Here is a 21,296-nt window from a genome sequence, read left to right as displayed (position 1 = left end):
TCAATGCAGCGCCTTCAACTCCTCGATACTGATCTCACGCATCCTGAATTTCTGGATCTTGCCCGTCACCGTCATCGGAAACTCTTCGACGAACTTGAAGTGTCGCGGCGTCTTGAAGTGTGCGATGCGCTCCTTGCACCAGGTTTGCAGCTCCAGCTCGGAAGCGCTGTGGCCGGGGTGAAATTTGATCCAGGCAACAATCTCCTCACCGTAACGCGAACACGGAATGCCGATCACCTGCACGTCCGCCACTGCCGGATGGGTGAAGAAAAACTCTTCCAGCTCACGCGGATAAATGTTCTCGCCACCACGGATGATCATGTCCTTGTTACGCCCGGCGATGTTCACGTAACCCTCGTCATTCATGCTCGCCAAGTCGCCGGTGTGCATCCATCCGGCCTCGTCGATGGACTCGGCGGTGGCCTGCGGGTTGCTCCAGTAGCCGAGCATCACGCTGTAACCGCGGGTGCAGAGTTCGCCGATAGTGCCGCGTGGAACCAGGTTGCCAGCCTCGTCGATGATCTTGCTTTCGAGTTGCGGCTGAGTGCGGCCGACCGTGGTCACGCGCAACTCCAGTTCGTCGTTCGGCCCGGTCTGGAGCGAAACCGGACTGGTTTCGGTCATGCCATAGGCGATCTGCACTTCGCTCATGTGCATCTCGCTGATGACCCGGCGCATCACTTCGATCGGACAGGTAGCGCCGGCCATGATCCCGGTGCGCAGGCTCGACAAGTCGAATTCGGCACGCTGCGGCTGATCGAGCATGGCAATGAACATGGTCGGCACGCCGTACAGTCCGGTGGCTTTTTCCTCGGCGACGGTTTGCAGGGTCAGCAACGGATCGAAGGCATCGTTGGGATAAATCATCGTGCTGCCGTGGGTGATGCACCCGAGGTTGCCCATGACCATGCCGAAGCAGTGATACAGCGGCACCGGGATCACCAGTCGATCATGCGGCGTCAGGCCGATGCTTTCGCCGACCATGTAACCATTGTTGAGAATGTTGTAATGACTGAGGGTCGCGCCCTTGGGGAAACCGGTGGTGCCGGAGGTGTATTGAATGTTCACTGGTTGATCGAAGTGCAGGCTGTCGCTGCGTTCGCGCAATTGTTGCGGGGAGATGCTGACGGCCAGATCGGCCAGTTGCGACCACGGCAGAAACCCTGGCGGCGGCTGGGTGTCGAGACTGATCACCCCGCGCAGATCCGGCAGGCGTTCGCTGCGTAACTGACCGACAGACCGCTCCGTCAGCTCCGGCAGCAATCCCTGCAACATGCCGTGATAGCTGGAGGATTTGAACGCGCCGGCGCAGACCAGCCATTGGCAACCGGATTGCTTGAGCACGTACTCCAGTTCGGAGCTGCGGTAGGCCGGGTTGATGTTGACCAGAATCACGCCGATCTTCGCGGTGGCCACTTGCGTGATACACCACTGCGCGCAATTCGGTGCCCAGATACCGAGCCGGTCACCGGCCTGTAAACCCAATGCGAGCAGGGCTCTGGCATGCAGATCCACCGCGTCGGCCAGCTGTCGCCAGGAATAGCGCAACTGCTGATGCCGCACCACTAGCGCCTCGCCATCGGGGTATTGCGCGACGGTCTGGTCGAACTTCTGCCCGATGGTCATCGCCAGCAAGGTTTTGTCCTGGGAGCCACGGGTATAGCTGCGCTGCGGGTTTGCACTGGGTTGATCCATGACGACCCCTATTGTCTTTATTAGTGGGTTTAGCAATCTTGAACTGCCCCTACTCTCGCTCAAGTTGACGTTAACGTAAAGGGTGATTGACAGTCATTCCTCACAGGCTTACGTTAACGTAAAGGTGAGAGCTGCACGACCGCCCTCCCCACCCTACAAAAAAGCCAAAAGGTGACCCATGAGCTACCCATCCCTGAACTTCGCCCTCGGTGAAACCATCGATATGCTGCGCGATCAGGTTCAGTCCTTTGTCGCTAAAGAGATCGCCCCACGTGCGGCGCAGATCGACAGCGACAACCTGTTCCCGGCCGACATGTGGCGCAAGTTCGGTGACATGGGCCTGCTCGGCATCACCGTGCCGGAAGAGTACGGCGGCGCTGGTTTGGGTTATCTGGCGCACGTCGTGGCGATGGAAGAAATCAGCCGTGGCTCGGCCTCGGTGGCGTTGTCCTACGGCGCGCATTCCAACCTCTGCGTCAACCAGATCAACCGCAACGGCAACCACGAACAGAAAATCAAATACCTGCCGAAGCTGATCAGCGGCGAGCACGTCGGCGCGCTGGCCATGAGCGAGCCGAACGCTGGTTCCGACGTGGTCTCGATGAAACTGCGCGCCGACAAACGCGGCGACCGCTACGTCCTCAACGGCAGCAAAACCTGGATCACCAACGGCCCTGACGCCAATACCTACGTGATCTACGCCAAGACCGATCTGGAAAAAGGCCCCCACGGCATCACCGCGTTCATCGTCGAGCGCGATTGGAAAGGCTTCAGCCGCAGCAACAAGTTCGACAAACTCGGCATGCGCGGTTCCAACACCTGCGAGCTGTTCTTCGATGACGTCGAAGTGCCGGAAGAGAACATCCTCGGCGTGCTAAATGGCGGCGTGAAGGTGCTGATGAGCGGCCTCGACTACGAACGCGTCGTGTTGTCCGGCGGCCCGACCGGGATCATGCAGTCGTGCATGGACCTGATCGTGCCGTACATCCACGACCGCAAGCAGTTCGGCCAGAGCATCGGCGAATTCCAGCTGATCCAGGGCAAAGTCGCCGACATGTACACCCAGCTCAACGCCAGCCGCGCTTACCTCTACGCAGTGGCCCAGGCTTGCGAACGTGGCGAAACCACCCGCAAAGACGCCGCCGGCGTGATCCTCTATACCGCCGAACGCGCCACGCAAATGGCCCTCGACGCAATCCAGATTCTGGGCGGTAACGGTTACATCAACGAATTCCCTGCGGGCCGCTTGCTGCGCGACGCCAAGCTGTACGAAATCGGCGCCGGCACCAGTGAGATCCGTCGCATGCTGATCGGTCGCGAACTGTTCAACGAAACCCGCTAAACGGAGCTGGCCATGGCAACCTTGCACACTCAGCTCAACCCGCGTTCAGCGGAGTTCGCCGCCAACAGCGCGGCAATGCTCAAACAGGTCGACGCCTTGCACACCCTGCTCGCCCAAGTGGCCCAGGGCGGTGGCGCGAAAGCTCAGGAACGGCACACCTCGCGGGGCAAACTGCTGCCGCGTGAGCGCATCAACCGCTTGCTCGATCCGGGCTCGCCATTTCTGGAAATCAGCCAATTGGCCGCCCACGCCGTTTATGGCGAAGACGTGCCGGCTGCCGGGGTGATTGCGGGGATTGGCCGGGTCGAAGGCGTCGAATGCATGATCGTCGCCAACGACGCGACCGTGAAAGGTGGCTCGTACTATCCGCTGACCGTGAAAAAGCACCTGCGCGCGCAGACCATCGCCCAACAAAACCGTTTGCCATGCATTTATCTGGTCGACTCGGGCGGCGCCAACCTGCCACGCCAGGACGAGGTGTTCCCGGATCGCGAGCACTTCGGGCGGATCTTCTTCAATCAGGCCAACATGAGCGCGATGGGCATTCCGCAGATTGCCGTGGTCATGGGCTCGTGCACCGCCGGCGGCGCTTATGTGCCGGCGATGGCCGACGAAGCGATCATGGTGCGCAATCAGGCAACGATTTTCCTCGCCGGCCCACCGCTGGTAAAAGCCGCGACCGGTGAAGTCGTCAGCGCCGAGGATCTGGGCGGCGCCGACGTGCACTGCAAGATTTCCGGAGTCGCTGACCATTACGCCGAGAGCGACGAACACGCCCTCGCCCTCGCCCGCCGCAGTGTCGCCAACCTCAACTGGCGCAAACTCGGTGAAGTGCAACAGCGCGCACCGATTGCTCCGCTCTACAGCAGCGATGAGTTGTACGGCGTGGTGTCGGCCGACGCCAAGCAACCGTTCGATGTGCGCGAAGTGATCGCGCGACTGGTCGACGGCTCGGTGTTCGATGAATTCAAGGCACTGTTCGGCACCACGCTGGTCTGCGGGTTCGCTCACCTGCACGGCTACCCGATCGCGATTCTGGCAAACAACGGCATCCTCTTCGCCGAAGCTGCGCAAAAAGGCGCGCACTTCATCGAACTGGCCTGCCAGCGCGGCATCCCGCTGCTGTTCTTGCAGAACATCACCGGCTTCATGGTCGGTCAGAAATACGAGGCCGGCGGCATCGCCAAGCACGGCGCGAAACTGGTGACCGCCGTGGCTTGCGCCAAGGTACCGAAATTCACCGTGATCATCGGCGGCAGCTTCGGCGCCGGTAACTATGGCATGTGCGGTCGCGCCTACGATCCGCGTTTTCTGTGGATGTGGCCGAACGCGCGGATTGGCGTGATGGGCGCTGAACAGGCCGCCGGCGTGCTGGTGCAGGTCAAGCGCGAGCAGGCTGAGCGTAGCGGCCAGGCGTTCAGCGCCGAGCAGGAAGCCGAGATCAAGCAACCGATCCTCGACCAGTACGAAGAGCAGGGTCACCCCTACTATTCCAGCGCACGGCTGTGGGACGACGGCGTCATCGACCCGGCGCAGACCCGCGATGTGCTGGCCCTGGCCTTGTCCGCGTCGCTGAACGCGCCTATCGAACCGAGCCGCTTCGGCGTGTTCCGGATGTGATCGGGAGAATCTCATGAGCGATTTCAACACCCTCGAATTGCAAAGCGACCCACGAGGTTTCGCCACCCTGTGGCTCAACCGCGCAGAAAAGAACAACGCCTTCAACGCCGAAATGATCCGCGAACTGATCCTCGCCCTCGACAAGGTTGCCAGCGATGCCAGCCTGCGTTTCCTGCTGGTGCGCGGGCGTGGCAAACACTTCAGCGCCGGCGCCGACCTCGCCTGGATGCAGCAATCGGCTGAACTCGACTACCACACCAACCTCGACGACGCTCGCGAGCTGGCGGAGCTGATGTACAACCTCGCCAAGCTGAAAATACCGACCTTGGCCGTGGTGCAAGGCGCGGCGTTCGGCGGCGCGCTGGGTTTGATCAGTTGCTGCGACATGGCGATTGGCGTCGATGACGCGCAGTTCTGCCTGTCGGAAGTGCGTATCGGTCTGGCACCCGCAGTGATCAGCCCGTTCGTGGTGCAGGCCATTGGCGAGCGCGCGGCACGTCGTTACGCACTGACGGCCGAACGTTTTGGCGGTCAAAGGGCACGGGAAATCGGCTTGTTGTCCGAGAGCTATCCGGCGGTTGAAATTGATCAACGCGTCGAGCAGTGGATCGACAATCTGCTACTCAACAGCCCCGCCGCCATGCGCGCGAGCAAAGACTTGCTGCGTGAAGTAGGGAACGGAGCGCTGACCCCGGCGCTGCGCCGCTACACCGAAAACGCCATCGCCCGTATCCGCGTCAGCCCCGAAGGCCAGGAAGGTTTGCGCGCGTTTCTGCAAAAACGCCCGCCGAACTGGCTAGCCGCAACTACTACCAAGGAGCCGCGTTGATGAGCGCACCTGTTCTCACCACCGTGCTGGTGGCCAACCGTGGCGAAATTGCCTGCCGGGTCATGCGTACCGCCAAAGCGCTTGGCCTGACCACTGTCGCCGTACACAGCGCCACCGACCGCGAAGCGCGGCACAGCCGTGAAGCGGATATTCGTGTTGATCTCGGAGGCAGCAAAGCCGCCGACAGTTATCTGCAAATCGACAAGCTGATCGCGGCGGCCAAGGCCAGCGGCGCACAGGCGATTCACCCCGGTTACGGCTTTCTTTCGGAGAACGCCGGTTTCGCCCGCGCCATCGAAGCGGCCGGCCTGATTTTCCTCGGCCCACCCGCCTCGGCCATCGACGCGATGGGCAGCAAATCCGCAGCCAAAGCGCTGATGGAAACCGCAGGCGTGCCGTTGGTGCCGGGTTACCACGGTGAAGCGCAGGATCTCGAGACCTTCCGCGCTGCCTGCGAACGCATCGGCTATCCAGTCCTGCTGAAAGCCACAGCTGGCGGTGGCGGCAAAGGCATGAAAGTGGTTGAGGACGTCAGCCAACTCGCTGAGGCACTGGCCTCCGCTCAACGTGAAGCACAGTCGTCGTTCGGTGATTCGCGGATGCTGGTGGAGAAATACCTGCTCAAGCCACGCCACGTGGAAATCCAGGTGTTCGCCGATCAGCATGGCAATTGCCTCTACCTCAACGAGCGCGATTGCTCGATCCAGCGCCGTCACCAGAAAGTCGTCGAAGAAGCACCGGCACCGGGCCTGACGGTGGAACTGCGCCGTGCGATGGGCGAGGCGGCCGTGCGTTCGGCGCAAGCAATCGGCTACGTCGGCGCTGGCACCGTGGAGTTTTTGCTCGATGCGCGTGGCGAATTCTTCTTTATGGAGATGAACACGCGACTGCAGGTTGAGCACCCGGTGACCGAAGCCATTACTGGCCTGGATCTGGTGGCCTGGCAGATTCGCGTTGCCCGTGGCGAAGTATTGCCGATCACTCAGCAGCAAGTCCCGCTCAACGGCCACGCGATTGAAGTGCGGTTGTATGCCGAGGATCCTGCGAATGACTTCCTGCCCGCGACCGGGCGCCTGGCGTTGTACCGTGAATCGGCTGAAGGGCCGGGACGCCGAGTCGACAGTGGAGTGGAAGAAGGTGATGAGATTTCGCCGTTTTACGACCCGATGCTCGGCAAGCTGATTGCCTGGGGCGAGGATCGAGAACAAGCGCGATTGCGTTTGCTGAGCATGCTCGATGAGTTTGCGATTGGCGGATTGAAGACCAATATCAATTTCCTGCGGCGGATCATCGCTCATCCGGCGTTTGCCGCGGCGGAACTGGATACCGGGTTTATTCCGCGTTATCAGGAGCAACTGTTGCCGGCTCCGGGTGAGTTGAGTGATGCGTTCTGGAACGTCGCGGCGCAGGCGTTTGCGCAGAGCCTGCCGAGGATTGCCCGGGCGGATGATCCGAGTTCGCCGTGGACTGCAAACAGCGGTTTGCGTGCAGGTCTGCCGCAGCAGATCACCCTGCATTTAAGTTGCGAAGGCCAGGATCGGGCGCTGACACTGGATACAGGTGGCAACGCCAAACTGAGTGGTGAAGCAGTGGTCATCGAGCACGACGGTGTACGTCGTAACTTGCGCGCGATCCGCCAGGGCGATTCGCTGTATCTGCAATGGGAAGGCGAGTTGCGCCGTATCCAAACGTACGACCCGATCAGCGCCGTCGAGGCCAGCCATAGTCATCAAGGGGGGCTGACTGCGCCAATGAACGGCAGCATCGTGCGAGTTCTGGTGGAAGCAGGGCAATCGGTCGAAGCAGGTGCGCAACTGGTGGTGCTGGAGGCGATGAAGATGGAGCACAGCATCCGTGCGCCACATGCAGGAGTGATCAAGGCGCTGTATTGCCAGGAAGGTGAAATGGTCGGCGAAGGCAGCGCTTTGGTCGAACTGGAAGAGGTGTAAATGGAGGATCGATCCTACGCCGGGCGAGGATCGATCTGACTAGAATCGCGCCGTTGCCTGAACCACGACACCGATGATTCGGCACTCATCGGTGAATAGGGCCTTCGGCCAGGTCGGATTGAGCGGCACCAGGTAACGCTGGCCGCCCTCTTCGTCGAGCTTGCGAAATATCGCTTCTTCGCTGCCCTGCCACTGGGCAATCACCAGCTTGCCGGGCACAGCTTCCACCTCCGGATCCACCAGGATCAGCGTGCCTTCGGCAATACTCGGGCCACTGGGTGCGGTCATCGAATCCCCCGCCACCGCCAGCCAGAACGCAGCACCTCGGGCGTGGTAATCCGTCAGTTCGAAGCGCTGTTTATCCGTTGTCGGCACATAGACTGCCGAACCGCTCTCACGCACCTCGCACGGTGCGCGCCAATCGCTGACTGGGTATCGGAAGTAAGGGTTGTACTTCTGCGCCAGCGGCATGTCATCGTCAGGCGCTTCCTGTGGCTCGCGGATCACCAGCACCACTTCAAGGAAGTCCATACCCAGCGCCTGCAGCACGCGGTTCATTTCAGTGATGCCCGGTTCCCGGCGTTTGTTCAGCCAATGGCCAATCCCGCCCTGGGACATACCGACGCGCTCTCCGAGCTCTGTTTGAGTGATTTTGAGTTCACTCATCTTGGCCTTGACCAACTCAATCCATTTATCCATGTGCGGCACCTTACGCGGACGCCTTCGGCCGGCAAAACACATATTGTAGTATTTAAATTCTAGTCACAACTACACATCGTACTATTCTGAAAGCACGGATTCCAATCGAACAAGGAGTGGCTCTTCATCATGAATATCAGCAGCAAAGACTTGCCCGATCTGCAAATGGACACCACCTTCACCTCGCCACAAGGCAACGCGGCGGCGCAGCGAGCACTGGATTATTACTTGAAACCAGCTGTGTCAGAACCTGAGGTGGATGAACGCTTTTTCAATGTCAGACGCCACCTCAGCGGCGAAGAAGCTCTGGTGCACGCTTCCGATCTGTTGCGCTGCGCGGCCGCCACTGCCTTCAAGGCAGCAGAGAACCTGCAAGGCGCGAGTCGCGATCTGGCCTTTTCGGTGGTGCACATGGTGGATATGGCGCGGGCGATGGTCGACCATTCGATCGATGGCGATGACGTCTGAGGGACAGAAATTCGGACGGACAGGAAAGAGTTTTCCAATCGCGCAGATAAAAACATTTGACTTGCAAATGATAATGATTATTATTGCAAGCAGCTGGTCGCGAGATCAGTCGATGGGCCAGAGACCTTAGGTCGGTCTTCTGGACTATCTCCTCATCAGGCTAATCACGGTTTTTGACCCGGCTTTTTGCCGGGTCTTTTTTTGCCCGTTTTCGGGCTTATGGCTTCAGGCTAATGAAGTCTTTAGGTACTGCAAATTCGATGGCGCGGATAATATCAAAAGAATATCGGTTGGCAAGCGAAGCCCGGCCACATTGGGGCAAACTAATGACAATTAGCACTTGAGAATCAATCGCATAGCTTCTAAGCTGCGTCCGCGTCATGGAGGACGCCCCCCGCCAACATCCGTAATTCCCCTCGGTTTCACCGCTGTCTTGCGTGTAAAGTAACGGCCATAAAAATCATATTCAGGAATCGACTATGACCGTGGCCAAATCTTCGTTCGACATCAGCGCCAACTTCGATAGCGGCAATATCCAAGTCATCGACATCAGCAATCCGCTCAACCCGGTTCTGGCCATCCGCCCAGACACCCGCAGCGCGCATTTCCAGTGGTTCCATTTCAAGGCCAGCGGCCTGCACGTCGGCCAGGAACACTGGTTTCGCCTGAACAACGCCAGCCAGTCCACCTACGCCAAGGGCTGGCCCGGCTATCAAGCCGTAGCGTCCTATGACCACGTCAACTGGTTCCGCGTACCAACGATTTTCGAAGGCGACTGCCTGCGTTTCTCCCTTGAAGCCACCCAGACCCACGCCTGGTTCGCCTATTTCGAACCCTACAGCCGTGGCCGTCACGACTGGCTGATCGAACAAGCCCTGACCAAGGCCGGCACCGAGTTGCTGGCGACCGGCAAGAGCGTCGAAGGTCGCGACATTCAACTGTTGCGCAAAGGCAGCGGTGTCGAAGGCCAGCGCAAAGTCTGGATCATCGCCCAACAGCATCCTGGCGAACACATGGCCGAATGGTTCATGGAAGGCATCATCGAGCGTCTGGAAAGACACGATGACCCGGTGCTGAACAAATTACTCGCCAGCGCCGATCTTTACCTGGTGCCGAACATGAACCCGGACGGCGCCTTCCATGGCCACCTGCGCACCAACGCGATGGGCCAGGACTTGAACCGTGCCTGGCAGAATGCCAGTCAGGAGATCAGTCCTGAAGTCCTGTTCGTACAGCAGCAAATGGAAAAGTACGGTGTCGATCTGTTTCTGGACGCCCATGGTGACGAAACCATTCCCCACGTGTTCACCGCCGGTTGTGAAGGCAATCCGGGATACACACCGCGGATCGAGAAGCTCGAAGAGCATTTCCGCAGCCACCTGAAACACACCACCAAAGAGTTCCAGACCAAGTACGGCTACACCCGTGACGAACCGGGCCAGGCCAACATGACCCTGGCGTGCAACAGCGTCGGCCAGAAGTACGATTGTCTGTCACTGACCCTCGAAATGCCGTTCAAGGATCACGACGACGCACCGAATACGGAAACCGGCTGGTCGGGCAAACGCTCGAAACAGTTGGGCAAAGACGTGCTGACCACCATCGCCGACATGGTCGATACCCTGCGCTGATACCCTTCCCCGCGTTACCAAAAGATCGCAGCTTGTCTGCGATCTTTTGCTTTGTGCTGTCCATGGATTCGACATAGGTGGTTGCAAATCAAAACCAGAGTGCATACCTTGATTCTGGTTTTAATTTGAAACCCAAAAGGGAATCCGGGTATGAAATCTCAATCACTTAACAGCAGTGTCGTGCTGCTTTTCGCCGTCGCCTGCGGCCTGGCCGTGGGCAACGTGTATTACGCACAGCCGCTGCTGGATGCCATGGCCGAGGCGTTTGCCATGTCGCCGGCCTCCATCGGCATCGTCATTACGCTGACTCAAATCGGTTACGGCGTTGGGCTGGTATTGCTCGTGCCGCTCGGTGATTTGCTGAATCGACGACGGTTGATCGTCACGCAAACGCTGTTGTCAGCGGCGGCGTTATTGATTATCGCGCTGGCCCCCACCAGTCTTTGGTTATTGCTTGGCATGACGCTGACCGGTTTGCTCGCGGTGGTCACTCAAGTCTTGGTGGCTTACGCGGCGACACTGACAGATCCGGCACAACGCGGTCGCGTAGTCGGCGTCGTTACCAGTGGCATCGTTGTCGGCATCCTGCTGGCGCGCACGGTCGCCGGAGCCATGGCCGATCTGGCCGGATGGCGAGCCATCTATTGGTTGTCGGCGGGACTGACATTGGTGATGGCTTTGCTGCTGTTTCGCGTGCTGCCCAAAGCAGAAGCGCCGCAACCCGCGACACGTTACAGCGCACTGATCGCCTCGGTATTCAGCCTGTTCAAGGAAGAGCCGGTTCTGCGCCAACGCGCACTGCTCGCTCTGCTGACCTTCGCCAGCGCCATGGTGTTGTGGACGCCGATGGTGCTGCCACTGGCCGCCCCACCGCTGTCGCTTTCCCACAGCGAAATCGGATTATTCGGACTCGCCGGTGCAGCAGGCGCACTGGCCGCCGCGCGCGCCGGACACCTGGCCGACCGAGGCTTGGGCCAATGGGTCAGCGGGCTTTCGCTGCTGTTGATGCTCGGCTCGTGGCTGCCGATCGCCCTCACCCAATCCTCGCTGTGGGCGTTGCTGCTTGGAGTGATTACTTTGGATCTGGGCCTGCAAGCCGTGCACGTCACCAGCCAGAGCATGATCTACAGCGTGCGCCCCGAAGCGCAAAGCCGCCTTACCGCCGGTTACATGCTGTTTTATTCGATCGGCAGCGCGTTGGGCTCAATCGGATCAACCGCCATGTATGCGTGGGCCGGTTGGACTGGCGTGTGCCTGCTGGGTGCAGGCATCAACGCGGTCGCGCTGGGCTACTGGTGGCTGACCCTGAAAAGCGGCGCACCTGAACGATGCGCCACCCAAACGGGCTAACTGCGGTCCCGCCCACGCAACATACTGTCGAGTACCTCGTCGCGGCGCACCCAGCCATGGAACAACGCCGCCGCCAGGTGTAGCAGCACGGTCAGAAACAACAGATACGCCAGATACCCATGGGCTTTGCGCAGAAACGCAAACACCTGCGCATCGGCCGGCACAATCGACGGCAACTGCAACGAACTGCTGAGCATCACCGGCTCCCCCGAGGCGCTGATCATCGCCCAACCGAGCAGCGGCAACACCAGCATCAACGCATACAACAAGACGTGCGAAGCCTTGGCGGCCAACACCTGCCAGTCCGGCAGATCCGCCGGCAATGGTGGCTGGCGCGTCGAGAAACGCACCAACAAACGCACGATCACCAGCGCCAGAATCGCGATACCCAACGGCTTGTGCAGATTGATCAGCCATTCATGCCTTTCTGAGACAGAGGTGACCATTCCGGCACCAATAAACAGCATCGCGATGATCATCACCGCCATCAGCCAGTGCAGCAGCCGCGCCAACAGCGCGAAATGAGTCGGTTGCGAGCTCATGGGCGAGCCTCCTGTTTGGCGGCGGGCAATTGGCTGACTTCGCTGGTGCGGCGCAGGTAGGAATCGGCGTAACCGGCGGAGCGAGCGGCCAGCAATGGATCGTCGGAACCTTGAATCCCGGCCGGTAAAACCAGTGGGTCGTAGTTGATGTCACGGCACTCGCCGCTCAGTTGCGGCTGTGTTTTCTCCAGCACCAACGTGCCGGCATTCAACACCTTGCGACCCTCGGGCCAGGTTTTGCTGGCGTCGTTCACCGGATCATCGGCGTTAGCCAGGGTGATATTCAACTGAAAACGCAGTGGTGCAGCAGCCATGCGTTGCACCAGGTCTTTCTCCAGAAAGTCGCCGCCCTCGGGGGCGGTGGCGCCTGCAGCGTCCTGAGCCAAAGGCTTCATGCTCCAGCGCACGGCCTGTTTTTTCCCGCTGGCATCCACCAGATAGAAGGCATTGATGCTGTTATAGGTTTCAGTGGCGTAGCTCGCCGATGGTTTGGCGGTCTTCACCCAAGTGAGAAACGGCACGGCTTCCGGGTGCGATGCGAAGAATGCCGGCACCTTGGCCGGGTCCGGTTTGCCGGTGGCCGGATCCGGCGACTGCGCCTGTTGCAGTTGATAGAACGCCTCGGGCGTACCCACCGGAAACACCGGCATGCTGTTCATCCCGGTGCGCCACTGCTGGCCGTTGGCCTGGGTGAAACGCAGCGCCAGACTGCGAATCGGTACGCTGCTGTCCGGCGCATAAGGATTGCCCGCTGGCAACGCAAAACGCCCCACCACCGGGGTGCGTGGCTCGTTGAATACCTGCGCGGTCGAGAACGCTCGCGCCTCGCCGCTGCTCTCGAAATGGCCGATGACGCAAACGCCCTTGCCGTGATTGCGGCGGAACCCGGGATGCACACCGTTGTTCTTTTCCAATACATCGACCAGCGCCTTGGGCGTCAGACGTTGTGGGTCAAAGTTGCCATGCACGTAGGCAAACGCCCCGGCCACTGCTGCAACCACCACGGCTATGCCGCCAAGACGCAAAATCAGGCTCGCGGCACTCAGTGGCGGGCGCTGCGGCCCGCCTGTGGGTGAAGTGCGATCAACCATGAATAACTCCAGGGCCATCGGCCACAAATAGGAAGAATCAGCAAGACGCACCCCGTCAGGGTTTATTCCACGGCCCGGTATTTATTTTTCCGAACGTGGAATAACCTCCAACGACGGACGTCTCCCTAGTCCACAGCGTAGTGACTAGCAGAAACTCATGAGCGAATTCGACGAACAGTTGAGAGAAATCATTCCCAGATTGCGCCGCTTTGCCGTGTCGTTGACGCGCAACAGCAGCAGCGCCGACGATCTGGTACAGGCGAGCCTGGAGCGGGCACTGTCGAGTTGGGGCGATAAACGCGCCGAGGGCGACCTGCGTGCCTGGCTGTTTGCGATCCTGTATCGACAGTTTCTCGATGCTCATCGCCGCTCTCGCCGCTATGCACGGATGCTTGAGTTTTTTACCGGTCGCGACGACGTCGAGCCTTCGGTGGAGCGCACGGTGATCGCCCAATCGACCCTGCAAGCCTTCGACCGATTGCCCACCGAGCAACGCGCCCTGCTAATGATGGTCTCGGTTGAAGGCCTTTCCTATAAAGAGGTCGCCGAGATCCTTGGCGCCCCGATCGGCACCGTGATGTCGCGCCTGTCCCGCGCCCGCCAGACCTTGCGCCAACTCAGCGACGGCGAAATCAGCAGCCCTTCTTTGCGGATACTCAAATGATCAGCCTGCCTCCCAGCGAGCGTGACCTGCACGCTTACGTCGACCACCAGCTCAGCGACGCCGACCGGCGTGTGCTGGAAACCTGGCTGGCCAGCCACCCGGATGAAGCCGCGCAAGTGCGCGGCTGGCAACTGGACGCCCAGCAACTGCGCGCGGCGCTAAGTGGCGCGCTACAACAACCGGCCAATCCGGCGCTTGATCCATCGATGATTCGCCAGCGCCGCAAACTTCAGTCGCGCCGGCATCTGGCCAGCGCTGCAGTGTTGCTGATCGCGGTCAGCGTCGGCGGTTTCAGTGGCTGGCAGGCGCGGGAAATGACCCTCGTGCGCGCCTCCATATTGCCGATGACCGATGCGTTGCAGGCCTATCGACTGATTGCCCAGCAAGGCATATTGCCGGCCGATTACAAGGTCGATGGCAACGGCGATATGCAGCGCTGGCTCGACCGCTATTTCAATCAGGCGGGGCGCTTGCCAGACCTGAAGTCGGCCGGATTTGAACCGGTCAGTGGTCGCCTGCTCAGCACCGATGAAGGTCCGGCAGCGATGGTGATGTATGAGGATCGCAGTGGGCACAAGGTGAGTTTTTATGTGCGACCGCCGGGGCCGAAAAACACCTTTTTGCCCCGTGGCAGCCGCAGTGACGGCGATTTGCAGGCCGAGTATTGGTCGGGTGGCGGGTACAACTATGCGATGGTCAGCCCGGTTGATACGCCAGCGGCGCAACAGCTCAAGCAATCGCTGCAATTCTGAAACACGCGTGCTCAGAAACCGACATCCAGCACCACATTGTCCAGATACGTCCCCGCCGGCGGTGTGGTCTGGTCGGTGTAGATCTTTGCGTTGTAATTGAAAATCTGGCTGCCGGTACCCAAGCCGTTACCCGGATTGACCTCGGCATCGGTACTCGCCCGACGCGCAGTGCCGACACTGCCCCAACGCGTCGTGCCGGCGCTTTTGAAAATGTCATAGGCCAGGTAGTTGCCGCCGGAGATCATCCGCCGTCGCCCACCCACGCTTACCGGGTTCTGACCGTCGCTCAAGCCCACGGTGTAGGCGCTGCCCTTGGTGCAAGCCAGATTGATGGTCTGCCCGGTCACCGGCGTAAAGGCACTGACCACCGGCGCACTGCCAAACGCGATGTTCGGCGCGGTAATCGTGCAATCGTTGGACACGGTCAGGTTGACGGTCAACGTGGTGGTTCCATTGTTGATATCGCGCCCGAGGCAGATGGCACCGATGCCAATCCCCGAGCAGTAATTCCAGTTCCAGAAAATACTCAGGGTCTCGGTGTACACCCCGGCAGCAACGTTGCTGCCGATGGTCGTTCTCAGATAGAGCGGCACGGTTTTCGGCGTCGTCCCGTTAAGCAGCCCCAAGGCATCAATGATGCCATTGCGGGCGAAGTCATAGGCCGTGCCCCGCGTCAGCGGGTAACTGGTGCTGTTGTTGGCGTAGATCGTGTAACCGATGACATCACCTGTCGGCCCGACCAGGCCACTTTGGGTCGAGGAGACGGTGGCCCAGAAGTGGTCGCTGCTGCTCAACAACGTCAACAGAGAACCCGTACAGCTTAAACCACCATTGAGGGTGGAACTGGGCTGCGACGTGGTGCGTACGGCAATCGAACTGAGCGTACCGAAGGCCGCCGGCGTGGTGCTGACCACTGAACACAAGGCCTGCGCCGCCCCCGGCAGCATCAGCGCCAGCCCCAGACACAAACGGACGCCGATCATTGGCACACCAACGGACCAATCAGCGGCACCTGGCTCTGATTCATGTCCACGCTGAACTGCGCCTTGCAGGTTTTGCCATCGGCCAGCGTGACCTTTAAAGAGTTCTGCGCCTGAAGGTTTTCCAGATAGACCAGCCCGTCCCACCCGACCACCGTGTTTGTGCCGCTCTGTTCATGCAACACGCCTGCGCCCAGCGGCAACTCACGCTGTTGTGCATCGACTAACACAATGCTCGCCGCGATCACCCGGGCCAGCGGGAATTCCAGCAAGTACCCGCTGCCACGCCGCACCGCGATACGCTGCTCGACATTCGGACTACGCACGTTGGCCGGCAGATTCAGCGGATCGATTTCGTATTTGCCACGGTAATAAGCACTGCTCCACGGTACTAACAGATGTCCGTTCTTGTCGGTCTGACCCACTTGCTGGTTTTCATAGCGCACCGGAATGTCGGCAAAACCATCGGTACTGACCACGACAAACGCATCGTCGATGCGGTTGGCGGCGAACACCTGCTGATCCATCCACACCAGCGAGCCACTGGCATCGGCCCAACGGGTTTCGGCGTCCGAGGTACCATAAACCCCGGCCTGCAACTGCACCGATTGCAGACGCCAGGTCACGTCAGCCTGACGGTAATCGGCGCCGTCCCCCTTGGCGTAACCCAGATTGAAGCCCAACCCGCCCTCGGATGGCACCGCGCGGCTGTAGTTGATCCGCTGCTGGGTCTGCCCGGTCTTGCTGCGTTCACTGCTGATCGCCAGGCTGCCACGCAAGTCAAACGGAATCACCAGTTGCGCCTGCACCGCCCAGTTGCTGTCGCCGATCTCGCGGTTGGCAGACAGGTAGAAACTGCTGTTGCGCCACAGCGGTTTGCTCCAGCTCAGATTGAGCAGGCGCGTGCGCGAATCGTCAGCCGCGCGCACATCGAAATACCCGGCACCGAGGCTGCCCCAGCGCTCGAGATTGAGGCTCAGGGTGGCCTGTTCGCTGCGGCGGCTGAGGCTGATGTAGGGGCTGTCGACCACGGTCAGGTCGGCGTATTGATCGTGCCGTTGCAGGCGTTGATAAGAAAAACTGAAGCGCTGGTTGCTGTACTGATAACCCAGGCTCAATTGCTCGCCACCGTCGCCCTCGAAACGGCTCTGGCTGATCGCACTGTTGAGCACGCCGAAATTGCCGAGCCGCAGGTTCCCCCCGAGCCCTGCGAGGGTCAGGCTATCAGCGGCTTCGGCGTGGCTCTCGAGGGTGAAAGTGTCGCTGACGCCATAACGCAGGCTGCCGGAGGTCACGCCCGGCCCGTAACTGAAATCCTTCAGGGCGTAATCGCGACGCAACGTACCGGCGGCCACGGAAAAATCACTCAAACCCTTTTGCAGCAAACTGCTGGTGACATAGAACGGCACTGTGGTCGAAACCTGCCGACCCAGCGCATCCGTAGTCACAACCACCGCTTCGCCAGCGCCATTGATGAACGGAATGTTGGTCAGCGTATACGGCCCAGGTTGCAGGTCGGCGCTGCTGGATTTGTAGCCATTGATAAACAGATCCACCGAGGACGGCACCGCCGCTTCGCCGGCAAACTGCGGCAGTGGATAGGTGACCAGATCCGGGCGCACCGCGAAGTCCCGGGAGAACTGCACGCCGCCCAGCCGAACCGAACTGCTCCATGGCAACGCGCCGCTGATCACGTCGCCGGCTTCGTAGGTGAGCATTCGCTCATCATCGGAGTAACGCCACGTGGTGTCGTAACGCAGATAGCCGTTGTTCAGTGTACTGAGCGAATCACCGGACAAGGTGCGCCGATACTGCCCGGTATTGGACAAGGTGCCCCAACTGTCGAACAGCCGCACTTCATTCCAGGCCGCCAGATACGTGCCGGCATCGTCGGTGTCGTTGAGGTACAGGTCATAGTTGAATAGCGCGCCGAAACTGCTCAATGCCGGGGTTCGTGGATAGGCCTGGCGATTGCCGATCAATTGCTCCGGCAGCCAGTCCGGCGGTACGTCGAGAAGCAAGCGCTGACCGACGCTGTCGTAATCGCTGTGCAGCCCCGGCAGACCGTCGAGGTCGACTTCTACGCCGAGGTTATCGGGCAGTTTCATGCCGGTTTCGCGCAACGCCGTGGCCGGCAGATACAGTCGCCCACCGCGCTGCTCCACCGCCACCACGCGGCCGGTATTCATCTGGTTGACCACCAGTTCCAGAAACAACTGTGCATCACTGACGGCCTCCATGCCGCTGGGCGGTGGCGGCAGCTCGCCGGCCCCGGTTGGTTGAACGAACACCAGGCAACAAGCGCCGGTCATGAGCCACAACGGACGCTGAATACGGCGAGCCCATCCTGGGCTCATACGCGCTTTACGTCCGTCAATGGACTCAATCCTCCTGATACTGCTTTAACCGACGCCAGCTATTGGGACTCGAATCCTCAGCGTGCCGGGGTGATGCTCTGCACTTGGGGCGCGCCATTGACCCGCACCTGCAACGCCGAATCACCGGCCAGCGAACCCGGTGCCGGCCAGCGCATCACCGCCCCCGGCAGCACATAACCCAGCAGGCCTTCAGCCACAGGTTTGCTCTGCCCACCCTGTTTGATAGCCACGTCGGTCAGCCGCGCATGGACCGCACCCTGATTGCGCACTTCCACATAAGGCCGGCCGTCGACCGCCACTGTGCGCCAGCTCAATTGCGGCAGGCCGATGCCTTTGGGATCACGTGGGCGCGTGCTGTCCTCTTTGCTCCACAGCCCCGCACCGTAGGCAAACAGCGGGACCGAGTAACGCATCTGGAAACGAATGGCCGCCGCCGTTTTGCCACCGTCAGCGGAGGCCGGTTGTGCAGAAGGGATTTCGTCGATGATGATGCGGTAGGCCAGTTCCTGCCCCGGGGGTACGTCTTTGGTTCGGGTCAGGCGCACCAATTGCTTTTGCCCCGGTTCGATCTTCGCCACCGGCGGACTGCCAATCACGTCACGCTGATTCTGGTACTGCTCTGCAAAACCGTTCTGGCTCCAGGCGAAGACGCGAATCTGCAGATTCGCGGTTTCATTGCCACGGTTTTCCAGCCACAACGCGCTGGCCTGTTGGTCGGCCTCAAGCACCGGATCAATCGGCCAGATCAATACCGAACTGGCCGCCTGCGTATGGCCTGCTGCGAACATGGCCAGCGCCAACATTGCGCTCTGAATGAACAAATGCCGAGATGTAACTGACCCCATAAAACCGCTCCCTGTCGAACAACCTTCGCCTCACCACGACAGCTGCACCTGCAGCACGTCGCTGTACGTCCCCCCAGGCTGATTGCCCGGCAATTGCACCTGACCGTAAATCGGCAGGCTGATGTTGTTCGCATCGCTGTAGGCCACCGCTACGCTCTGGCCGATGCCCAGGCTCTGGCTGTACGCGGCATCGCGAAACAGCGAATACGCCACCCGCGCACTTCCACTGTTGACCTGCATGTGCCGGCCACTGCTGTTGTACTGGCCGCCATCGACGCTCATGTTCAATGTCACCCCCGGCGTGCATTGCAATTGCACGCCACCGGTCAACGCGACCTGCACCGTGCCGGTGGCCAGGGCTGAACGCGAGCCGAAATTCAGCCCTCCATAGTTCGACACCCCACCCACCACCAGACACCCCGCCGTGACCGTGGCGCTGACCTGGAAGCTCTGACTCGTCGCCGCCGTCAGCGGCAGCGGCGCACTGCCCGCACAAAGCAGGAGCAGCGCGATGCAGCCATGCCGGCGCATGGCATCAGAACGTCAGTTCAACAGCGACAGTGTCGGTGTAGGTCCCTGCCGGTAAACCGGCCTTGCCCACTGCCTGACCATAGATGTTCACCGTTTGTGCTACGCCAGTGCTGGCGGCCAGATTGATCGTGCCGTCAATCGCCAACAGCTGCGAATGCCCGGCATCGGTGTACAAGTCGTACGGCACGTAGTTAGCGACACCGTCGTACAGCGCGCGCGTGCCGCCCGGGGACATGCCGTCATGGGAGCCGGCACGAACCTTCACCGTCGGCGTGGTGCCGCTGGAACAGAGAATCGACAGCGCCCCGCCGCCACCACCCAGCACTTGCCCGGTGGCAGTGGTGAACAGGCTGTTGGCAGTGCCGAAGTTCAAGGCACCGAAGTTCAGACCGGTGGAGCCGCCAGCGCCGTTGACCTGACAGCTGCTGATCAGGATCAGGCTGGAGGTGATCTGGCCGGTGACAGTGGTGGCGGCATGGGCACTGGAAACCAGCGTCAGGCCGAGCAGCGACAAACCTATCCTTGATGCAAACGTACGCATGGTGTCCGTCCTCTACGGGGTTACCAGTCGAGCGTCACCGTCAGGGTGTCGGTATAGACCCCTGCCGGAGCCGCGCGGGTATTCGCCACCACCGAGCCAAATACCGGAATGGGTATCTGTGCACCGCTGGTGACAGCGAAATTGTGTTGTTGGCCGATGCTGTAGCTTTGGTTGCCGGAGGCATCGAGAAACAGCTGATAAGGGATGGTCTGGCGGCCGTTGCTCAGGCGCCGGGTATTGCCGTCACCATGGGCGCCACCGTCGATGGTGACGGTGAAACCGGTGACCGAAGGGTTGCACGCGACGTTGAGTTTGCCGCTGCTGTCGCTGTCGAGGCTAGCGTTGATCGGCGCGTTCCAGGTCGGGCCCTGAAGGCCGAAATCAAGCTTGCCAAAATCGCTGACCGGGCTGGAGGGATTGCTGGTGTTGGTCACTTCACAGCCGGCAATCAGGATCAGCCGCGCATGAATCTGCCCGCTCACCGCCGCTTGCGCGTCGTCAGCGAGTAATGCGAGCGTACCTGCCGCCACGACCACCCAGTGCTTGCCTGCCATTTCGCCCTTCCCTGCTCCCTGAGGATGACTCAACCACCGCGCTCATCATTGAACGCGTTCCCTGCGCAATCCGAATCCGCTGGATTGCCGACTAAAACCCTGCGATCACCAGGTGACCGTGACTTTGACCAGATCCGAGTAACGGCTGACCCGGGGGACTTGCGCCAAACGCTCGATCCGCGCGTACAAGGGCAATTCCACTGTGCCGCTGTCCGGCACTCGACCGCTGACCGGCACATCCACCACCAACGGCACGCGCCGCGCGGCGTCCTGATACAACCGGTAAGGAATCGGCTTGCTACCCGCATCGCCAACCATGTATCGCACTTCGCCGACTCCGCCGTGCAAACCGCCATCGACGCGCATCTGAAACGGCGTGTCCGGATTGCACTCCAGACGCGGCAGCCGCTGATTGGTCAGCGCCGCCGCCAGTGGCCCTGCCGGATCGTCGAGACGCGCTGTGCTGCCGAAGTCGAGCACACCCAGTTGCTCGATACCGGCCTCGCGCTGCTGGCCGATCAACTGGCAGCCGCGCTGCACATCGACCCGTACTTCGACCTGAAGATCCGTCGCGTATGCGGGTGCAGCAAGCACACCCAGCAGGCCCATGACCACACGTGCATTCACTGTCCCATTCCTTGTCAGGGATCACCCGAAGGTCGTTACTGTGTTTCAGATTAGCAACGGACGACGATTGCGCCAGTCGATTGGATCCACGGATAGTCGGGGATATGTTTCGAAAGGTTGGCAGCACGTCGGATCCTGTCGCTGAAAATAGCTGTACGAACCGCACAATATTGTTCAATGACCGCCCACTCTCGACCGGCTGCGGTGG

General features: G+C 60.5%; 20 protein-coding genes. 9 read left to right on the top strand and 11 right to left on the bottom strand.

What is annotated here, in order from left to right:
- Positions 1-1,695: an AMP-binding protein gene (locus ACIOVB_RS14140; RefSeq protein WP_401268586.1), complete on the bottom strand. Its 1,695-nt coding sequence runs from the start codon at positions 1,693-1,695 to the stop codon at positions 1-3.
- Positions 1,696-1,873: 178 nt separating this feature from the next.
- On the opposite strand from ACIOVB_RS14140, the gene ACIOVB_RS14135 reads away from it, so the two are divergent.
- Genes ACIOVB_RS14135 through ACIOVB_RS14120 form a run of 4 tightly spaced genes read left to right on the top strand, consistent with a single transcriptional unit; the run spans position 1,874 to position 7,435 of the window.
- Entirely contained in the window at positions 1,874-3,037 is a 1,164-nt protein-coding gene (locus ACIOVB_RS14135) for an isovaleryl-CoA dehydrogenase (RefSeq protein WP_187680447.1), read from the top strand.
- 12 nt (positions 3,038-3,049) lie between these two features.
- A complete protein-coding gene (locus tag ACIOVB_RS14130) occupies positions 3,050-4,657 on the top strand; it encodes a carboxyl transferase domain-containing protein (RefSeq protein ID WP_187680448.1) in 1,608 nt (535 codons plus the stop codon).
- 13 nt (positions 4,658-4,670) lie between these two features.
- Positions 4,671-5,486, top strand: coding sequence for a gamma-carboxygeranoyl-CoA hydratase (locus ACIOVB_RS14125; protein WP_401268583.1), 816 nt, complete (start codon positions 4,671-4,673; stop codon positions 5,484-5,486).
- Positions 5,486-7,435 (top strand): acetyl/propionyl/methylcrotonyl-CoA carboxylase subunit alpha, encoded by a 1,950-nt coding sequence (locus ACIOVB_RS14120; RefSeq protein ID WP_401268580.1) that lies wholly within the window; start codon positions 5,486-5,488, stop codon positions 7,433-7,435. Before ACIOVB_RS14125 ends, ACIOVB_RS14120 begins: the two co-directional genes overlap by 1 nt.
- 39 nt (positions 7,436-7,474) lie before the next feature.
- On the opposite strand, the gene ACIOVB_RS14115 is transcribed toward ACIOVB_RS14120, so the two are convergent.
- A complete protein-coding gene (locus ACIOVB_RS14115; RefSeq protein ID WP_187680451.1) occupies positions 7,475-8,134 on the bottom strand; it encodes a LexA family transcriptional regulator in 660 nt (219 codons plus the stop codon).
- Positions 8,135-8,263: 129 nt separating this feature from the next.
- Between ACIOVB_RS14115 and ACIOVB_RS14110 the strand changes: the two genes are divergently transcribed.
- The 3 genes from ACIOVB_RS14110 (at position 8,264) to ACIOVB_RS14100 (ending at position 11,583) form a co-directional block, all read left to right on the top strand.
- Positions 8,264-8,602 (top strand): DUF6124 family protein, encoded by a 339-nt coding sequence (locus ACIOVB_RS14110; protein ID WP_187680452.1) that lies wholly within the window; start codon positions 8,264-8,266, stop codon positions 8,600-8,602.
- A 479-nt stretch (positions 8,603-9,081) separates the two neighbouring features.
- A complete protein-coding gene (locus ACIOVB_RS14105; protein WP_401268576.1) occupies positions 9,082-10,233 on the top strand; it encodes a M14-type cytosolic carboxypeptidase in 1,152 nt (383 codons plus the stop codon).
- 150 nt (positions 10,234-10,383) lie between these two features.
- Entirely contained in the window at positions 10,384-11,583 is a 1,200-nt protein-coding gene (locus ACIOVB_RS14100; protein WP_401268573.1) for an MFS transporter, read from the top strand.
- On the opposite strand, the gene ACIOVB_RS14095 is transcribed toward ACIOVB_RS14100, so the two are convergent.
- Positions 11,580-12,125, bottom strand: coding sequence for a cytochrome b (locus ACIOVB_RS14095; RefSeq protein WP_401268571.1), 546 nt, complete (start codon positions 12,123-12,125; stop codon positions 11,580-11,582). The genes ACIOVB_RS14100 and ACIOVB_RS14095 overlap by 4 nt on opposite strands.
- Positions 12,122-13,216 carry a catalase family peroxidase gene (locus ACIOVB_RS14090; RefSeq protein ID WP_401268568.1) on the bottom strand — a complete coding sequence of 365 codons (1,095 nt, stop codon included), beginning with the start codon at positions 13,214-13,216 and terminating at the stop codon, positions 12,122-12,124. The genes ACIOVB_RS14095 and ACIOVB_RS14090 overlap by 4 nt, the downstream gene beginning before the upstream one ends.
- A gap of 157 nt (positions 13,217-13,373) precedes the next feature.
- Between ACIOVB_RS14090 and ACIOVB_RS14085 the strand changes: the two genes are divergently transcribed.
- Both ACIOVB_RS14085 and ACIOVB_RS14080 read left to right on the top strand, forming a co-directional pair.
- The gene (locus ACIOVB_RS14085) at positions 13,374-13,880 is read left to right on the top strand and encodes an RNA polymerase sigma factor (protein ID WP_401268565.1); all 507 of its coding nucleotides are present in this window, start codon (positions 13,374-13,376) and stop codon (positions 13,878-13,880) included.
- Entirely contained in the window at positions 13,877-14,632 is a 756-nt protein-coding gene (locus ACIOVB_RS14080) for an anti-sigma factor family protein (protein WP_401268563.1), read from the top strand. The genes ACIOVB_RS14085 and ACIOVB_RS14080 overlap by 4 nt, the downstream gene beginning before the upstream one ends.
- Before the next feature lie 11 nt (positions 14,633-14,643).
- Here ACIOVB_RS14080 and ACIOVB_RS14075 read toward each other — a convergent pair whose 3' ends face one another.
- The 7 genes from ACIOVB_RS14075 to ACIOVB_RS14045 all read right to left on the bottom strand — a co-directional run bounded on the left by ACIOVB_RS14075 (position 14,644) and on the right by ACIOVB_RS14045 (position 21,088).
- Positions 14,644-15,615, bottom strand: coding sequence for a spore coat protein U domain-containing protein (locus tag ACIOVB_RS14075; RefSeq protein ID WP_401268562.1), 972 nt, complete (start codon positions 15,613-15,615; stop codon positions 14,644-14,646).
- The gene (locus ACIOVB_RS14070) at positions 15,612-17,969 is read right to left on the bottom strand and encodes a fimbria/pilus outer membrane usher protein (RefSeq protein ID WP_401268559.1); all 2,358 of its coding nucleotides are present in this window, start codon (positions 17,967-17,969) and stop codon (positions 15,612-15,614) included. Before ACIOVB_RS14070 ends, ACIOVB_RS14075 begins: the two co-directional genes overlap by 4 nt.
- A 77-nt stretch (positions 17,970-18,046) precedes the next feature.
- Positions 18,047-18,835 carry a molecular chaperone gene (locus ACIOVB_RS14065; RefSeq protein WP_401268557.1) on the bottom strand — a complete coding sequence of 263 codons (789 nt, stop codon included), beginning with the start codon at positions 18,833-18,835 and terminating at the stop codon, positions 18,047-18,049.
- Positions 18,836-18,865: 30 nt separating this feature from the next.
- Positions 18,866-19,366, bottom strand: a complete 501-nt coding sequence (locus ACIOVB_RS14060; protein ID WP_187680462.1) for a spore coat U domain-containing protein — start codon at positions 19,364-19,366, stop codon at positions 18,866-18,868.
- Positions 19,367-19,370: 4 nt separating this feature from the next.
- Positions 19,371-19,907, bottom strand: coding sequence for a spore coat protein U domain-containing protein (locus ACIOVB_RS14055; protein ID WP_305438669.1), 537 nt, complete (start codon positions 19,905-19,907; stop codon positions 19,371-19,373).
- Between the two features lie 20 nt (positions 19,908-19,927).
- Positions 19,928-20,461 carry a spore coat U domain-containing protein gene (locus tag ACIOVB_RS14050; protein ID WP_401268554.1) on the bottom strand — a complete coding sequence of 178 codons (534 nt, stop codon included), beginning with the start codon at positions 20,459-20,461 and terminating at the stop codon, positions 19,928-19,930.
- Positions 20,462-20,566: 105 nt separating this feature from the next.
- Positions 20,567-21,088, bottom strand: coding sequence for a spore coat U domain-containing protein (locus ACIOVB_RS14045; RefSeq protein WP_401268552.1), 522 nt, complete (start codon positions 21,086-21,088; stop codon positions 20,567-20,569).
- Positions 21,089-21,296 lie beyond the last annotated feature (208 nt).

The sequence above is a fragment of the Pseudomonas sp. NPDC087639 genome, assembly GCF_044743385.1.
Taxonomy (GTDB): Bacteria; Pseudomonadota; Gammaproteobacteria; order Pseudomonadales; family Pseudomonadaceae; genus Aquipseudomonas.
This window is presented reverse-complemented; position numbering and strand designations above follow the sequence as displayed.

Bases quoted from the DNA above. Each gene is read 5' to 3' on its own strand.
- ACIOVB_RS14140 (WP_401268586.1), bottom strand. From the start codon at position 1,695: ATGGATCAACCCAGTGCAAACCCGCAGCGCAGCTATACCCGTGGCTCC.
- ACIOVB_RS14135 (WP_187680447.1), top strand. From the start codon at position 1,874: ATGAGCTACCCATCCCTGAACTTCGCCCTCGGTGAAACCATCGATATG.
- ACIOVB_RS14130 (WP_187680448.1), top strand. From the start codon at position 3,050: ATGGCAACCTTGCACACTCAGCTCAACCCGCGTTCAGCGGAGTTCGCC.
- ACIOVB_RS14125 (WP_401268583.1), top strand. From the start codon at position 4,671: ATGAGCGATTTCAACACCCTCGAATTGCAAAGCGACCCACGAGGTTTC.
- ACIOVB_RS14120 (WP_401268580.1), top strand. From the start codon at position 5,486: ATGAGCGCACCTGTTCTCACCACCGTGCTGGTGGCCAACCGTGGCGAA.
- ACIOVB_RS14115 (WP_187680451.1), bottom strand. From the start codon at position 8,134: ATGGATAAATGGATTGAGTTGGTCAAGGCCAAGATGAGTGAACTCAAA.
- ACIOVB_RS14110 (WP_187680452.1), top strand. From the start codon at position 8,264: ATGAATATCAGCAGCAAAGACTTGCCCGATCTGCAAATGGACACCACC.
- ACIOVB_RS14105 (WP_401268576.1), top strand. From the start codon at position 9,082: ATGACCGTGGCCAAATCTTCGTTCGACATCAGCGCCAACTTCGATAGC.
- ACIOVB_RS14100 (WP_401268573.1), top strand. From the start codon at position 10,384: ATGAAATCTCAATCACTTAACAGCAGTGTCGTGCTGCTTTTCGCCGTC.
- ACIOVB_RS14095 (WP_401268571.1), bottom strand. From the start codon at position 12,125: ATGAGCTCGCAACCGACTCATTTCGCGCTGTTGGCGCGGCTGCTGCAC.
- ACIOVB_RS14090 (WP_401268568.1), bottom strand. From the start codon at position 13,216: ATGGTTGATCGCACTTCACCCACAGGCGGGCCGCAGCGCCCGCCACTG.
- ACIOVB_RS14085 (WP_401268565.1), top strand. From the start codon at position 13,374: ATGAGCGAATTCGACGAACAGTTGAGAGAAATCATTCCCAGATTGCGC.
- ACIOVB_RS14080 (WP_401268563.1), top strand. From the start codon at position 13,877: ATGATCAGCCTGCCTCCCAGCGAGCGTGACCTGCACGCTTACGTCGAC.
- ACIOVB_RS14075 (WP_401268562.1), bottom strand. From the start codon at position 15,615: ATGATCGGCGTCCGTTTGTGTCTGGGGCTGGCGCTGATGCTGCCGGGG.
- ACIOVB_RS14070 (WP_401268559.1), bottom strand. From the start codon at position 17,969: ATGAGCCCAGGATGGGCTCGCCGTATTCAGCGTCCGTTGTGGCTCATG.
- ACIOVB_RS14065 (WP_401268557.1), bottom strand. From the start codon at position 18,835: ATGGGGTCAGTTACATCTCGGCATTTGTTCATTCAGAGCGCAATGTTG.
- ACIOVB_RS14060 (WP_187680462.1), bottom strand. From the start codon at position 19,366: ATGCGCCGGCATGGCTGCATCGCGCTGCTCCTGCTTTGTGCGGGCAGT.
- ACIOVB_RS14055 (WP_305438669.1), bottom strand. From the start codon at position 19,907: ATGCGTACGTTTGCATCAAGGATAGGTTTGTCGCTGCTCGGCCTGACG.
- ACIOVB_RS14050 (WP_401268554.1), bottom strand. From the start codon at position 20,461: ATGGCAGGCAAGCACTGGGTGGTCGTGGCGGCAGGTACGCTCGCATTA.